Source organism: Nonomuraea sp. PA05 (genome assembly GCF_008086045.1).
Taxonomy (GTDB): domain Bacteria; phylum Actinomycetota; class Actinomycetes; order Streptosporangiales; family Streptosporangiaceae; genus Nonomuraea; species Nonomuraea monospora.
The window spans coordinates 44954-59443 of sequence record NZ_VSEY01000035.1; the positions used below are offsets into that span (position 1 = coordinate 44954).

The 14490-nt window shown below is 71.5% G+C and carries 15 protein-coding genes; 6 read left to right on the forward strand and 9 right to left on the reverse strand.

What is annotated here, in order from left to right:
- Positions 1 to 75: 75 nt before the first annotated feature.
- Together FXF51_RS42315 and FXF51_RS42320 are read left to right on the forward strand one after the other, a co-directional pair.
- On the forward strand, positions 76 to 1287 hold the full coding sequence (locus tag FXF51_RS42315; RefSeq protein WP_411268423.1) for a magnesium transporter MgtE N-terminal domain-containing protein: 1212 nt from the start codon (positions 76 to 78) through the stop codon (positions 1285 to 1287).
- Positions 1277 to 1837, forward strand: coding sequence for a DUF1003 domain-containing protein (locus tag FXF51_RS42320; protein ID WP_148440419.1), 561 nt, complete (start codon positions 1277 to 1279; stop codon positions 1835 to 1837). The genes FXF51_RS42315 and FXF51_RS42320 overlap by 11 nt, the downstream gene beginning before the upstream one ends.
- Here FXF51_RS42320 and FXF51_RS42325 read toward each other — a convergent pair.
- Positions 1806 to 2288: a MarR family winged helix-turn-helix transcriptional regulator gene (locus FXF51_RS42325; RefSeq protein WP_148440420.1), complete on the reverse strand. Its 483-nt coding sequence runs from the start codon at positions 2286 to 2288 to the stop codon at positions 1806 to 1808. The two genes, FXF51_RS42320 and FXF51_RS42325, sit on opposite strands and share 32 nt — an antisense overlap.
- A 159-nt stretch (positions 2289 to 2447) precedes the next feature.
- On the opposite strand from FXF51_RS42325, the gene FXF51_RS42330 reads away from it, so the two are divergent.
- Positions 2448 to 3584: an Mrp/NBP35 family ATP-binding protein gene (locus FXF51_RS42330; RefSeq protein WP_148440421.1), complete on the forward strand. Its 1137-nt coding sequence runs from the start codon at positions 2448 to 2450 to the stop codon at positions 3582 to 3584.
- Between the two features lie 80 nt (positions 3585 to 3664).
- Here FXF51_RS42330 and FXF51_RS42335 read toward each other — a convergent pair whose 3' ends face one another.
- The 4 genes from FXF51_RS42335 to sigE all read right to left on the reverse strand — a co-directional run bounded on the left by FXF51_RS42335 (position 3665) and on the right by sigE (position 7337).
- A complete protein-coding gene (locus FXF51_RS42335; protein WP_148440422.1) occupies positions 3665 to 4033 on the reverse strand; it encodes a sec-independent translocase in 369 nt (122 codons plus the stop codon).
- Positions 4034 to 4192: 159 nt separating this feature from the next.
- A complete protein-coding gene (locus FXF51_RS42340) occupies positions 4193 to 6010 on the reverse strand; it encodes a S1C family serine protease (protein WP_187414884.1) in 1818 nt (605 codons plus the stop codon).
- 165 nt (positions 6011 to 6175) lie between these two features.
- Entirely contained in the window at positions 6176 to 6703 is a 528-nt protein-coding gene (locus FXF51_RS42345; RefSeq protein ID WP_148440424.1) for an anti-sigma factor family protein, read from the reverse strand.
- 1 nt (position 6704) lies between these two features.
- Positions 6705 to 7337 carry an RNA polymerase sigma factor SigE gene (gene sigE, locus FXF51_RS42350; protein ID WP_148440425.1) on the reverse strand — a complete coding sequence of 211 codons (633 nt, stop codon included), beginning with the start codon at positions 7335 to 7337 and terminating at the stop codon, positions 6705 to 6707.
- A 172-nt stretch (positions 7338 to 7509) separates the two neighbouring features.
- Here sigE and FXF51_RS42355 point away from each other — a divergent pair, with 172 nt between their 5' ends.
- Positions 7510 to 8148, forward strand: a complete 639-nt coding sequence (locus tag FXF51_RS42355) for an O-methyltransferase (protein ID WP_148440426.1) — start codon at positions 7510 to 7512, stop codon at positions 8146 to 8148.
- Between the two features lie 88 nt (positions 8149 to 8236).
- Here FXF51_RS42355 and FXF51_RS42360 read toward each other — a convergent pair whose 3' ends face one another.
- Positions 8237 to 9640, reverse strand: coding sequence for a leucyl aminopeptidase (locus FXF51_RS42360; RefSeq protein ID WP_187414885.1), 1404 nt, complete (start codon positions 9638 to 9640; stop codon positions 8237 to 8239).
- Between the two features lie 81 nt (positions 9641 to 9721).
- Complete coding sequence (locus tag FXF51_RS42365) at positions 9722 to 9889, reverse strand: DUF3117 domain-containing protein (protein WP_020545024.1); 168 nt, start codon at positions 9887 to 9889, stop codon at positions 9722 to 9724.
- A 159-nt stretch (positions 9890 to 10048) separates the two neighbouring features.
- Here FXF51_RS42365 and FXF51_RS42370 point away from each other — a divergent pair, with 159 nt between their 5' ends.
- Positions 10049 to 10843 (forward strand): PaaX family transcriptional regulator C-terminal domain-containing protein, encoded by a 795-nt coding sequence (locus tag FXF51_RS42370; protein WP_262380192.1) that lies wholly within the window; start codon positions 10049 to 10051, stop codon positions 10841 to 10843.
- 78 nt (positions 10844 to 10921) lie between these two features.
- Positions 10922 to 13180: a polysaccharide lyase 8 family protein gene (locus FXF51_RS42375; protein ID WP_222871709.1), complete on the forward strand. Its 2259-nt coding sequence runs from the start codon at positions 10922 to 10924 to the stop codon at positions 13178 to 13180.
- On the opposite strand, the gene FXF51_RS42380 is transcribed toward FXF51_RS42375, so the two are convergent.
- Positions 13137 to 13658 (reverse strand): DNA-3-methyladenine glycosylase I, encoded by a 522-nt coding sequence (locus FXF51_RS42380; RefSeq protein WP_262380199.1) that lies wholly within the window; start codon positions 13656 to 13658, stop codon positions 13137 to 13139. The two genes, FXF51_RS42375 and FXF51_RS42380, sit on opposite strands and share 44 nt — an antisense overlap.
- Before the next feature lie 29 nt (positions 13659 to 13687).
- On the reverse strand, positions 13688 to 14437 hold the full coding sequence (locus tag FXF51_RS42385) for a hypothetical protein (RefSeq protein ID WP_148440429.1): 750 nt from the start codon (positions 14435 to 14437) through the stop codon (positions 13688 to 13690).
- Between the last annotated feature and the right edge of the window lie 53 nt (positions 14438 to 14490).

Sequence of the window (14490 nt, forward strand, 5' to 3'; positions counted from 1 at the left end):
TCACCGTTTAGCGGGTTTGATACTGACACGGCGGGCGTCAGAAAGGAAAGAGGGCAGCGCTGTTAGCCTGGCCACGTGAAGATCTTCGTGGCCCGGCTTCCCGGGACCCCGGTCTTCGACCCGGCAGGAGACCAGATCGGCCGGGTCAGAGACGTCGTGGTCGGGCTGCGCATCGGCCGGCGCCCCCGGGTGCACGGCCTCGTGGTGGAGGTGCAGCCGCGCCGCCCGGTGTTCCTGCCCATCACCCGGGTACGCCGCATCGAGTCGGGATCCGTGGTCTTCACAGGACGGCTCAACATGCGCAGGTTCGAGCAGCGCGCCACCGAGACGCTGGTCATCGGCCAGATGCTCGACCTCACGGTGAGCCTCGGCGACCAGCCGATGACGGTCTACGACGTGGCCATGGAGGAGCTGAAGCCGTCCGCCTGGGAGATCACCAAGGTCGCCGTCTACAAGGGCAGGCGGCGCGAGCCGCGCACGGTCGACTGGGGCGAGGTGTCCGGGTTCGACACGCTGCAGAAGGACCAGGGGGCGGCCGGGCTGATCGCCGCGTTCGAGTCGCTGCGCGCCGCCGACATGGCCAGCGCGCTGCACGACCTGCCCATCAAGCGGCGCGTCGAGATCGCCCGCGCGCTGCGCGACGACCGGCTGGCCGACGTGCTGGAGGAGCTGCCGCCCGACGACCAGATCGGCATCCTGGGCAGGCTGGAGCCCGAGCGGGCGGCCGACGTGCTGGAGGAGATGGGTCCCGACGACGCCGCCGACCTGCTGCACGACCTGCCGGAGGAGCAGGCGGCCGAGCTGCTGGCGCTGATGGAGCCTGGGGAGGCGGCGCCGGTGCGGCGGCTGCTGACGTACCCGGAGACCAGCGCGGGCGGCGTGATGACCAGCGAGCCGGTGATCCTGCCGCCCAACGCCACCGTGGCCGAGGCGCTGGCGCACATCAGGCAGCAGGACCTGACGCCCGCCGTGGCCTCGCAGGTCTACGTGACCAGGCCGCCGACCGAGACGCCGACGGGCGCGTACCTGGGGGTCACGCACTTCCAGCGGCTGCTGCGCGAGCCGCCGTCCACGCTGCTCGGCGCCGTGCTCGACCCGTCGATCGACCCGATCAGGCCGGAGTTCACGCTCCGGCAGGTGACCTACTACCTGGCCCACTACAACCTCGTCGCCGCGCCCGTGGTGGACGAGCTGGGCCGCCTCGTCGGCGCCGTGACCGTGGACGACGTGCTGGACCACCTGCTGCCCGAGGACTGGCGCGAGAGGGCCGACGACCGTGACGACTGACCGCCTCGACCAGCCCAGGGAGCTGCGGCGCACGCTGCGCCCGCACTACGACCCGGAGGCCTTCGGCCGCCTGTCGGAGCGGATCGCCCGCTTCCTCGGCACCGCCCGGTTCCTCGTCTACATGACCGTGTTCGTGGCGCTCTGGGTGATCTGGAACGCGGTCGCCCCGCAGGGTTGGAAGTTCGACCCCTACCCGTTCATCTTCCTCACGCTGATGCTGTCGCTGCAGGCGAGCTATGCCGCGCCGCTCATCCTGCTGGCTCAGAACCGGCAGGACGACCGCGACCGTATCCAGTACGAGCAGGACCGCGAGGCCGCCGAGCGCAACCAGGCCGAGATCGAGTACCTGACCCGCGAGATCGCCGGGCTGCGCCTGGCGATCAACGACGTGGCCACCCGCGACTACCTGCGCGCCGAGCTGGGCAGGCTGCTGGAGGAGATCAGGGAAACCGGCCAGGCCGCCGAACCCGGCCGCCCGCTCAAGGGCGCCGGCCAGGCCGCCGAGCCTGCCCGTCCGCTCAAGGGATCCGGCCGGGACGCGGAGCGCTGAGCCCGTCCTCCAGCCTGGCGAGCAGGCGGCGCACCTGGGCCATCTCCCCCGCGCCGAGCAGGTCGACGAACTGTCTCCTGATGCCGCGCAGGTAGGTCGGCGTCGCCTCGGCCAGCCGGGCCGCGCCCCGGTCGGTCAGCACCGCGAACAGGCCGCGCGCGTCGTCGGCGCACGCCTCGCGGATCGCCAGGCCGTCGCGTTGGAGACGGTCGATGAGCCTGGTCAGGCCGCTGCGCGAGAGCAGGACGCGCTCGGCCAGGTCGTTCATGCGCAGCCGCCGGTGCGGGGCCTCGGCGAGCTGCGCCAGCACCTCGTACGAGGCCAGCGGCAGCGCGTGCGCGACGAGCAGCTCACTCTCCAGATGGCGGGTGACGCGCACCTGCGCACGCTGCAACATGCGCCAGACCTCCAGTTCCCCGGCGGTCAGGCTCTCGTCGCGCAGAAGAGTCACGGAGTAACCTTAGACGTTGCCGCACAGACATCTAACAGTGCGGATTAACCCAGCGCGCGCTCCGGTTCATACCATGGAGGGGCATCCTCGCTGGCGCTCAGCGCCTGTCACACCCATACCGACAAAGGAGGGACGGCACTCCCTCGTGCCGAGACTTCGATGGCACCAACCCAGGAACTCGTGACGGCGGCTCTGTCCACCGTCATCGACCCGGAGATCCGTCGCCCGATCACGGATCTCGACATGGTCAAGAACATCGAGATCGCTCCCGACGGGGCGGTGCGCGTAGGCGTGTACCTGACCGTGGCCGGCTGTCCGATGAAGGACACCATCACCCGCGACGTCACCACCGCCGTCTCCAAGGTCGAAGGTGTGACGGGCGTCCAGATCGAGCTCGACGTCATGAGTGCCGAGCAGCGCAAGACGCTCCAGACCAAGCTGCGCGGCGACCGCGGGCCGGAGAAGGAGATCCCGTTCAACCAGCCGGGCTCGCTGACCCGCGTGTTCGCGGTGGCCAGCGGCAAGGGCGGGGTCGGCAAGTCGTCCGTCACGGTCAACCTGGCCGCGGCCATGGCCGCGAGCGGCCTCAAGGTGGGCATCGTCGACGCCGACATCTACGGTCACAGCATCCCTCGCATGCTGGGCGCCGCCGAGCGGCCCACCAAGGTCGAGGACATGATCATGCCGCCGGTGGCCCACGACATCAAGGTCATCTCGGTGGGCATGTTCAAGCCGCCGGGCAACACGCCGGTGGTCTGGCGCGGCCCCATGCTCGACCGGGCGCTGCACCAGTTCCTCGCGGACGTCTACTGGGGCGACCTCGACGTGCTGCTGCTCGACCTGCCCCCGGGCACGGGCGACATCGCCATCTCGGTGGCGCAGCGGCTGCCCGGCGCGGAGATCCTGGTCGTGACCACGCCGCAGATGGCCGCCGCCGAGGTGGCCGAGCGGGCCGGCTCGATCGCCGCCCAGACCCACCAGCAGATCGCCGGCGTCATCGAGAACATGGCCTGGCTGCCCTGCCCGCACTGCGACGAGCGCATCGCCGTCTTCGGCGAGGGCGGCGGCCAGACGGTGGCCGACGCGCTGACCCGCACGCTGGGCGCGCGCGTCCCGCTGCTCGGCCAGGTGCCGATCGACATGCGCCTGCGCGAGGGCGGCGACGAGGGCAAGCCGCTGGTCCTGACCGACCCCGACTCGCCGGCCGCCGCCGAGCTGTCGAAGATCGCGGCCGGGCTGAGCAAGCGTTCCTCCAGCCTGAAGGGCCTGCAGCTCGGCCTGGCGCCGCGCCGCTGACCCGGCTGTTCCACGCGAAAGCCCCCTCCTTCGACGGGAGGGGGCTTTCCATGCCTCCTGAAGGGCCGTGTACGGCTGTGTCAGGTCGCTTCGGCGTCGTAGGGCGGCAGCTCCCCGTAGCTGAGCTCATCGACCGGCTCAGGCGCGTACGGGGCCGCGGCGACGGGCTCCAGCTCGCGCGGCTTGTCGGGGTTGTTCCAGTCGTCCTCGAGGTCGTCCAAGAGGTGCTTGCGGACGAAGTTGCGCGGGTTGAGGTCGGCCGGGTCGAAGTTCTGGAACTCCGGGCCCAGGCCCGCCCGCAGGTCGTCGCGTGCGTTGTTGGCCATCCGGCGCAGGTTGCGCAGCGTCTTGCCGGCCTGCGCTGCGGCCTGCGGCAGCCTTTCCGGACCGAAGACGAGCAGCGCGATCACGATCAGCGCTCCGATCTCCATCCACCCGAGTCCGAACACCGTGAGCTCCTACCGCAGTCAAACCTCTCCGAGGACAACCCCGGCCTATCCACAGACTAAGGGCTCCATCGGGTAGGTCGGTCGTCTCTCCCGGGTCATATCATCCACGGCCCGGAGAAGGCGTCCCGCCGCAGGGCCCCCCGCGGCGGGACGGAAGGCTCAGGAGGGCGAGGGGGTGGGCTCGTCCTCGGCCACCACGGTGAGGGTGGCGGTGCGTTCCTGACCGGCCCGCTGGTACTTGATGTTGATCTTCGAGCCGGGCGTCTTGCTGCGGATCAGGGCGATCAGCTCGTTCCCGTCCTGCAGCGTCAGGCCGTCGATCTCCAGGATCACGTCACCGGCCTGCAGCCCGGCCTGGTCGGCGGGACCGCCCTTGGTGACCGGCTGCTGCCCGCCCGCGGGCTCCGAGGCGATGCGGACGCCCTGGCCCTTGTAGTCCTTGTCCAGCACGATGCCGATCTTGGGCCGCTTGGCCTTGCCCGTCGTGATCAGCTCTTCCGCGACCCGCCGCGTCTGGTTGACCGGGATCGCGAAGCCCAGGCCGATGCTGCCGCCCTGGCTGCTCACCGAGCGGCCCAGCGTGGCGATGGCCGAGTTCACACCCACGACCTCGCCCCTGCCGTTCACCAGCGGGCCACCGGAGTTGCCCGGGTTGATGGCGGCGTCGGTCTGGATGGCGCTGATGTAGGCCGGCTCCTCCGAGCTCGTGCCCGTCTCGTCGCCGGCGATCACCGGACGGTTCAGCGAGCTGACGATGCCCGTCGTCACCGTGCCGGTCAGGCCCAGCGGGGAGCCGATCGCGATCACCGGGTCGCCCACCACCACCTGGTCGGAGTTGCCGAGGGTGATCTCCGGCGTGCCGAACGTCTCCTCAGGCTTGACCACCGCCAGGTCCGAGCCCGGGTCACGGCCGACGATGCGGGCCGTGGTGGTCTTGCGGTTGTTGAACATGATCCGGATCTCGCCGCCGTTGGCCGCCAGCGAGACCACGTGGTTGTTCGTGACCACGTAGCCGTTCTTGATCAGGAAGCCGGAGCCCGTCGCGCCCTCGGTGTTGCTGCCGTTGCCGACCTCCAGCGACACCACGCTGGGCAGCACCCGCGCGGCCACGCCCGCCACCGAGTCGGGCTCGCGGCTGGTCGCTCCCGTCGGGAGCGGGCCGAGGCTGTAGGAGGGGTCGTTGCCGCTGCTGGGCTTGGTCAGCAGGTACGTGCCCACGCTGCCGAACAGCGAGGCCACCAGGGCGATGACCACGGCCATGGCGATCAGCAAGCCGGTGCTCGGGCCCCGCCTGGCCGCGCCCGCGCCGCCGGGAGGCGGTGGGGCCCAGCCCTGGCCCATGCCGAGCGCCTGGCGCGGGGGTGGCGGCTGGCCCGGGCCTCCGGGGCCTCCTGGGCCGCTCGGGTTGCCTGGGCCGCCCGGGCCGCCGTAGTGCGGTGCGCCGCCGCCGAACGGCGGGCCGTCGTAGGAGCGGGCGCCGCCGTCCGGCGAGCCGAAGAACGGGCTGTCGTAGGCGCGCGTGCCGTTGTCGGGCCGCGAACCGCCCTCGGGCGGGCCGAACGAGGGACCGTCGTACGAGCGCGCCGGCCCGTCGGGCGACCCGAAGGAGGGCGCGCCGTACTGAGGGCCGGTCTGCGCGGGGCTGGGCGGGCCGTAGGAGGAGCCGTTCGAGGGCGAGACGTCGCCGGACGGGGAGCCGCCCGACGACCCGCCCGTCGACCCGCCCGATGACCCGTAGGGGGAGCCGTAAGGAGCGCCGTACGACGGCTCGTACGAGCGCGACTCGTACGGCGGCGAGCCATGGACCTCGGGACGCCCGGACGGGTCGCCCCACGTGGTGCCGAACGAGGCGGGCGGCTCGGGCCGCCTGCCGTCCTGTTCGGGCCTGTCGTCAGCGGGCAGGAATTCCGGCCGCCCCTGTGGCTCGGGGGAGTCCGACGGTGTGCGTCCTTCGGTGGACCGCGTCTCGTCGGTCATCTAAGTCTCACCACTCCTTGGCTCGGCCACCGCAATCCTCGCTCTTGCGGCATACGAGGGTTATAAAGGTTTTGTCAGGACTTGCTTGTGACAATTCCCGAACCCAGATCGTATGCCCCGCGCGCCGCCGACTACGCCAACCGTTCGCTGCCCGGCATGAGCCGGTCAAGGGGTGGCGGTCGAAGAGCCGTTCGTAGGCGTAGTACGGGCCTGCTGCTGGAACAGTTCAACCGGCGGGGCCGGGTTGTTCTGGCCGATGCCGGTGGTCGCGAAGAAGGTGCCGATCGCCACGGCCGCCGAGACCACCCCGACGGCCACGTACGCCGATCGCCTCCTACCACCGCGGCCAGGGCCCGAGGCTCCACCGGTGGCGTCCCTGCGCGGGCGGTTGTCCAGGGGTGCGATCGTGTGCGGCCCAGGGATGGGCACTCCCCCGAACGTACGGCTGGGGAAAGGGCGCTCCCTCGGCGGCAGCGGCCCGCCCGGCTCCGCCATCCGGAGCAGGGACATCGTCAGGTCCATCGGCATCGCGGGGGTCTCAAGGGAGCGCAGGCGCGTCTTCAGCGCGCGTACCGACTCGACCTCCCGCCTGCAGTCAGCGCAGAATGTCAGATGCGCGAGCGCGCGCTCGCGCTCGGTGTGGTTGAGCTCTCCGTCGACCAGCGCGGAAACACGCTCTCCAAGATGGGACATATCAGACTTCCTCCCCACGGATCACGGTCGGGGGGAGTTGAGAATTACGGGGGGCTCGATGGTCGAGAGCCTCCCGCAACTGCGCCCGGCCACGGTGAATACGGCTTCGGACCGTACCCAGCTTGACGCCGAGCGTGGCCGCGATCTCCTCGTAAGACAGGCCCTCGATGTCACACAGCACGATCGCGGCCCGGAACTCCGGGGCGAGCGCGTCGAGGGCGGCCTGGATGTCGGGCTCCAGGTGGGCGTCGTCGAACGCCTGCGCCGGAGACGGCTCACGGCCGCGCAGCCGTTCGGCCGCGTCGTCCGCGAGACCCTCGAACCTGATGCGCTGCTTGCGCCGCGCCATGTCGAGGAACAGGTTGGTCGTGATCCGGTGCAGCCACCCCTCGAACGTGCCAGGGGTGTAGCTCGACAGCGACCTGAAAACCCGGACGAAGACCTCCTGAGTGAGGTCCTCGGCATCGTGGACATTGCCGGTCAACCGGTACGCCAGCCGATACACACGCGCGGAGTGCGTCCGCACGACCTCCTCCCACGTAGGAGGAGTCCAATCAGACGACACGGGAGTATCGGTCTGGTGGTCGCTTTCGTCCACCAGAACTCCTCTCTCTGGGACCACCGCTACCGCCATAGTGCCTGGTTTCGTCCCTTCGTGCGCACTGCCTGCCTTCCGGACCGGCAAAGCCCGTTTAAACCTGCAACGCCTTAGGTCCCTCCTGAGTTCCCGTCCCGGCGCGTCTCCCCTAGGCTGCGATCGGTGCCAATCTCGCGGACCAATCGCACGAAAGTGGGGAGGGAGGCCGATGACCACTCCGGTAGAGGCCACTCTGGCCTATGCGGAGCAGTTCCATCACGAGGACGAGCTCCTGCACGCGGCGCGGCAGCGCGGGCTGGAGATGGGGGCGACGCCCGTCCTTCCCGGCGCGGGGGCGGCGTTGTGCTTCCTCGCGACCGCCGTCAACGCCAAGTCCGTCGTCGAGATCGGCACGGGCTGCGGCGTCTCCGGGCTGTGGCTGCTGCGCGGCATGCGCACGGACGGCACGCTGACGAGCGTGGACGTGGAGCCCGAGCACCAGCGGCTGGCCAGACAGGCGTTCACGGAGGCCGGCTTCTCCGGCAGCCGGGTGCGGCTGATCTCCGGCCGGGGGCTCGACGTGCTGCCGCGGCTGTCCGACGGCGGCTACGACATGGTGTTCGCCGACGGCGCGAAGTACGAGTACGCCGACTACCTGGCCGAGGCGGTCCGGCTGCTGCGCGTGGGCGGCATCGTGGCCTTCGACAACATGTTGTGGCACAACCGCGTGGCCGACCCCGCGCAACGCGACTCGGAGACGGTGGCGCTGCGCGAGGTGGGCAAGCTGGTGCAGTCGGACGAGCGGCTGCGTTCGGTGCTGATGCCGCTGGGCGACGGCCTGCTCGCGGCCATCAAGATCGGCTCATAGCTCAGCTCGCAGCTCAGCTCACGGCGCAGCTCGCAGCAGCTCAGCTCACGGCTCAGCTCGCGGCTCAGCCCGTAGCTCAGCCGGCGGATCAGCTGGTGGTCAGCCACTCCAGCAGCAGGCGCACGCCGAAACCCGTGGCGCCCTTGGTCAGCACGCCCTCGTCCACCGTGCTGCGCCCGACACCGGCGATGTCGAGGTGCGCCCACGGCCGCTCGCCCGCGAACTCGCGCAGGAACAGCGCCGCCGTGATCGACCCCGCCCCGAACGTGGAGCCCGACTCGACGTTGGCCAGATCGGCGACCGACGACTCCAGCGCGGGCGTGTAGTCCTCGATCAACGGCATCCGCCACAGCCGGTCGTCCGCGGCCTGCCCCGACTCCACGAGCTGCTTGGCCAGCACGTCGTCGGAGGCGTAGACGGCGCCGACGTTGCGGCCGAGCGCCACTGTGATCGCCCCGGTGAGCGTGGCGATGTCGACCACCGCGTCGGGGTCGAGCTCGGCGTCGGCGTAGGCGAGCGCGTCGGCCAGCACCAGGCGGCCCTCGGCGTCGGTGTTGAGCACCTCGACCGTGCGCCCGCCGTAGTGCGTGATCACGTCACTGGGCCGCTGCGAGGTGCCCGAGGGCATGTTCTCGGCCGCCGCGATCAGGCCGGTGACGCGTACGGGCGCCTTCAGCGCGGCCAGCGCGCCGAGCACGGCGATGACGACGGCCCCGCCCGCCATGTCGGTCTTCTGGAACTTCATGTTGGCCGTCGGCTTGAGCGACAGCCCGCCCGAGTCGAACGTGATGCCCTTGCCCACCAGCACCACGTGCCGCTCGGCCGGCTCCTGCGGCGTGTAGGAGAGCTGGATGAGCCGCGGCGGGCTGACCGAGCCCCTGCCCACGGCGAGGATGCCGCCGAAACCGCCGGCTCGCAGCTCGTCCTCGTCCCACACCCGCACCGGCAGGCCGCTCCCCGCGGCCTGCTCCGCCAGCCACGCGGGGTTCTTCACGGAGGCGGGCGTGTTGGCCAGGTCGCGGGCGAGCGCCACCGCGCGCGCCACGGTCTCCGCGCGCCGCACCCGCTCCTCGTCCGCGCCGGCGAACACCAGCTCCCGCACGGCCTTGCGGCCCGCGCCGCCGATTCTGAACGTGTACGCCGCCAGCAGCGCCGCCTCCGCGAACGGGGCCACGTCGGCGTCGGGCGTCACCACGGTCAGCGTGTCGCGGCCCCTCGCCTTCCTGGTCAGCCCGGCGGCGGCGGTGCGCAGCGCCTTGGGCGAGCCGTCGCCCACGCCGTACAGCAGGACCCGCCCGACCCCGCCGGCCCGTGCCACCGGAACCTCGACGATCTCGCCCGCTTCCCCCTTGGCCTCGTAGTGGGCCAGCAGGCCGGACACCGGCAGGGGCAGCTCGACCCCCGGGCTGAGGTCTGAGGCGTAGGGCACGGCCAGCAGTTCGGCGTCGTCGGGAACCTCGGCGACCACCGTCGCAGTGGTCTCAATCGGCACGGGAATCTCTCCTCGAACGTCAGCGACCCTGGCGCCGGTCTACGCCAGGGTCGTGGAACAAGTTGTCTGTCTCGGGAGCGCTCAGCCGACGACGTTCTTCAACGCCTCGCCGAGCGCCTTTGCCTCGTCGGCGGAGATCTCCACGACGAGCCGGCCGCCACCCTCCAGGGGGACCCGCATGACAATGCCGCGCCCTTCCTTGGTGACCTCGAGCGGACCATCGCCGGTCCGCGGCTTCATCGCCGCCATGCGTGCATCCCTTCCTGCCTTGGGCTCCCGCGGCCCGCGATTTCCGACCTCCCGAGGGGGTGGTCGGCGCATTCACGTCTTCTGTGATGTCCTATTCTCCCGCATCGAGAGCCCTCATGGGTAACGATCTCCTCCCAGAATGCGTTGTCGAGGCGTGCGATGACGTCCAAACTGGACTTCGTGCACGCACGCGCCGCTCTGTTCGATCTCTACGGGGACCACCTGCGCTCGCGCGGTGGCCAGGCGTCCGTCGCCGCGCTCGTCCGGCTGATGAAACCCCTGGAAATCGCCGCTCCAGCGGTACGCACGGCGGTTTCGCGCATGGTCCGGCAGGGCTGGCTGCAGCCGCTGAGGCTCCCCCAGGGCGCCGGTTACGGGCTGACTCCGAAGTGCGTCAGGCGGCTGGATGAGGCCGCCCTGAGAATTTACCGAGCCGGGACACTCACCTGGCACGGCCGCTGGCACGTGATCGTCTTCGAGCCCGTGAAGGAGCGCCCGCGCAGGGAACGGCTGCGCGCCGATCTGACGTTTCTCGGGTACGCGTCGCTGTCGGAGACCACCTGGATCGGCCCCCGCTCCTCCATCGAGCTGGACAACCTGCTCGAAGGCGAGGGGGTGCGCGCCGACAGGTTCGACGCGGCGCTGGAGGGCGACCCCCGCGAGCTGGTCGCCCGCGCCTGGGACCTGGCCGCCATCGGCGAGGCGTACGAGCACTGGCACGCCGAGGCCGTCACGCTGATCAGCACGCTGCCCGAAGGGGCGCCGCCCGACCAGGTGTTCGCCACGCGCAGCCGGCTCGTGCACGGGTGGCGCAACTTCCTGTTCCGCGATCCCGGGCTGCCGCCGGAGCTGCTGCCGGCGGGCTGGCCCGGCGAGAAGGCCAGGGCGTACTTCGAGCAGGAGGCCGCCCGGCTGCTGCCCGCGGCCGCGGCGTTCGTCGACAAGGAGCTGTGAAGCGCTCTCCCGAAAGAGTTGCCAACATTCAACGCTGAGTAACTGATCGACCACGCCCCCATGAGACATGCTGGCGCCATGCGTTCTTCTGACGCCTCGTCGCCTGCCGCGTACGACTTCGAGGCCCTCCGCGCGACCGCCACCGACCTCCTCACCGGCGGAGACCTCGACCTGACCGACCCGGCCTACAGCCGGCCGCTGGCCGCGCTCAGCGAACGGGCCGCCACCTGGCTGGCCCAGATGGTGCCCGGCCTCATCTGGCCGGACCTGCCGCTCGAAGGCCGCCCTGGTCACGTGACCGGCAGCTACGGGCGGCTGCGCGCCATCGCCACCGCGTGGGCCACTCCCGGCACGGATCAGCACGGCGACGACGCCGTGGCGGCGAAGGTGATCGAGGCGCTCGACCTGCTGTACGAGCGGCACTACAACGAGCGGCTGCCCGAGACGGGCAACTGGTGGTTCTGGGAGATCGGCACCCCCGCCGAGCTGAGCCGCGCCTGCGTGCTGCTCGGCGACCGGCTCGACGCGGGCAGGCTCGACGCCTACCTCGGGGCGATCGACCGCTTCTGCCCCGACGCCGACCGCCGCGCCGGCTGGCCCGACGCCAGCGAGAGCGGCGCCAACCGGGCCGACAAGGCCGCGATCGTCGCCTTCCGCGGCGTGGCGGGCCGCCACGCGGGCAAGCTCGCGCTGGCCCGCGACGGGCTCTCCGACGTGCGGGACGGCGGGCGGCACAGCGTCTTCGGGTACGTCGACTCGGGCGATGGCTTCCACCGCGACGGCTCCTTCATCCAGCACGCCGTCGTCGCCTACACGGGCTCGTACGGCCTGTCCCTGCTCATCGCCGTCGCCGAGACCGTGGCGCTGCTGCACGGCTCGCCCTGGGAGGTCTCCGACCCCGGGCGGCGGGTCGTGCTGGACGCCGTGGAGCGCTCCTTCGCGCCCTTCATGTACGACGGGCTGCTCATGGACACCGTCAGGGGCCGGGCGGCCACCAGGCAGGCGTTCCCGGACAGCGTGGCGGGCCACGCGGCGATCGGCGCCGTCCTGCTGCTCGCCCAGAGCGCGCCCGAGCCGTACAGGAGCCGCTTCGAGGAGCTGGCCAAGGGGTGGATCGAACGGGGGAAGTCGCTGCCGTACCTGGAGCACGCCGACGTCGCGGAGACCCGGCGGGCAGTCGCCGTGCTGGACGACAAGACGTCCGAGGCCGCGCCAGGGCCCTCGGGGCACTTCGTGTTCCCCGCCATGGACCGGGTCGTGCACCGGCGTCCCGGCTGGGCGCTGGCGATCAGCATGTCGTCGCACAGGACCGCCGCCTACGAGGCCATCAACGGCGAGAACCGGCACGGCTGGTACACCGGCGACGGCATGACCTACCTCTACGCGAGCGACCACGACCACTACGGGCGCGACTTCTGGCCCACCGTGAACCCGTACCGGCTGCCGGGGGTCACGGTGGACCCGCGCCCGCGCGCGGACCTCGACTTCCAGGTACACCGCCCGCCCACCGCGTGGGCGGGCGGCGTGGTGCTCGACGGCCAGTACGGCGTCAGCGCCATGGAGCTGATCAGCGACGGCGCGAGCCTGCGGGCCCGCAAGTCGTGGTTCTGCCTCGACGGCGCCGTGGTGGCGCTCGGCAGCGGCATCACCAGCTTCGACGGCCGCACCGTCGAGACCGTCATCGAGAACCGCGCCACCGACGTCGAGCCGCACCTCGGCGACGGCTGGGTGCACCTGGCCGGGGTGGGCGGCTACGTGTTCGAGGGCGGCAAGATGCTCGTCGAGGCGCGTACGGGCCGCTGGCGCGACATCAACACCGGCGACGACACCGCGGGCGCCTTCGAGCCCGTCACGCGCCGCTACGTGACCTTCTGGTTCGACCACGGCGTGAACCCGTTCGACGCCGGCTACGCGTACGTTCTGCTGCCGAACGCCTCCCGCGAGCGCACCCGCACCTTCCGCGGCGCCCGCCCCGCGCGGGTCCTGTGCAACACCACCGAGCTGCAGGCCGTGCGGACGCGGTCGCTGTTCGGAGCAGTGTTCTGGACGGCGGGCAGCGCGTGGATCATGAGCGCGGACAAGCCGTGCGTGGTGATGGCGCGCCGGGCGAGCCGGCGCCTCCTGCTGTCCGTGGCCGACCCCACCAGGACGGCGGACGCCGTCACCATCACGTTCGACCGCACCATGGGCGGGGTCGTCCGCGCCGACGACACCGTCACGGTGCACACCGGCAGGAAACCCACCATCGTGGTCGCGGTCGGCGGGTCGATGGGGCGCTCACACAGCGTGGAGCTCAGCGACTTCGGCGGGCCACGCAGCCTTGGATGTGATCGTTGACCAGCCCGATGGCCTGCATCAGCGCGTAGGCCGTGGTCGGGCCGACGAACTTGAAGCCGCGCTGCTTCAGCTCCTTGGCCAGCGCCTTCGAGCCGGGCGTGACGGCCGGCACGTCGGCCATCGACCCCGGCACCGGCGCCCCGGGGTCGGCGTGCCGCCACACCAGCTCCGACAGGCCGCCGGGCAGGTCGAGCGCCGCCCTGGCGTTGCTGATCGCCGCCTCGATCTTGGCGCGGTTGCGGATGATGCCCGCGTCGGCGAGCAGGCGCCGCACGTCCTGCTCCGTGTACGCGGCCACCTTCGGGATCGAGAAGCGGTCGAAGGCGGCGCGGAAGTTCTCCCGCTTGCGCAGGATCGTCAGCCACGACAGGCCCGACTGGAACGCCTCCAGCGAGACCCGCTCAAAGACCGCGTCGTCGCCCTGGACCGGGACGCCCCACTCCTCGTCGTGGTAGGCGAGGTACATCGGGTCGGCCATGCCCGCCCAGGTGCAGCGGATCGGGTCGGTCACCGGTGCTCGTCACCGTCCTTGGCGGCGGCGGCCCGCACGGGCTGCTCACCGTCGCCGGCCTCGGGCTCCTTGGCCGCCTCGGGCTCCGGCTCGCTCCCGTCCTTCGCCTCCTGGGCGGGCGCGTCGGCGGGCTTGTCAGCAGGCGAGTCGGCGGCGGGCGAGGAGGCGGGCGAGTCGGCGGCCTGCTCCTCGGCGGGCGTGTCGTGGGGCGTGTCGTCGGCCTTGCCGTTGGTGGCCGGTTCGGTGGCGCCGGGCTGGGGCACGCGCCACTCCGCCTCCTCCGGCAGGTGGTCCAGCTCCGCCCCGCCGTTCCAGTCGACCGTGGCGCCGCTGACCGACACAGGGTCGCCCGACTCCGGCAGCTCGCGAGGCGTGGCGGGAGCCTCGGGCGTGTGCTCGGTGCGCGGCCCCGCCCCCGGCGCGGCGTAGATCTCCTGCCGCGCGTGCAGCCGGCTGGACAGCAGCTCGGAGACGCGCTGCTCCAGCACCGCGATCCGGGTGTCGCGCGCGCTGATGGCTCCGGCGGCCCTGCGCAGGGTCTCGTCGACGCTCTGCGTGTGATAGCCGACCAGGTTGACCGGCAGTTGGAGCGCCATGAAGTCGACCGCCGTGAGGTGACCGGCCTCGGGCAGGTCGAGCGGCGGCACGTCGGGCGGGAACTCGGTCAGCTCACCGCCCCTGCCCAGGGAGACCAGGACGACGCAGGCCAGAATGGCGACGGCGGCGATGGCGAGTATGACCAGCACATTGGCATCGTACTCACACGGTGGACCACATTCTCGCGGTCCACCGCAAGTCG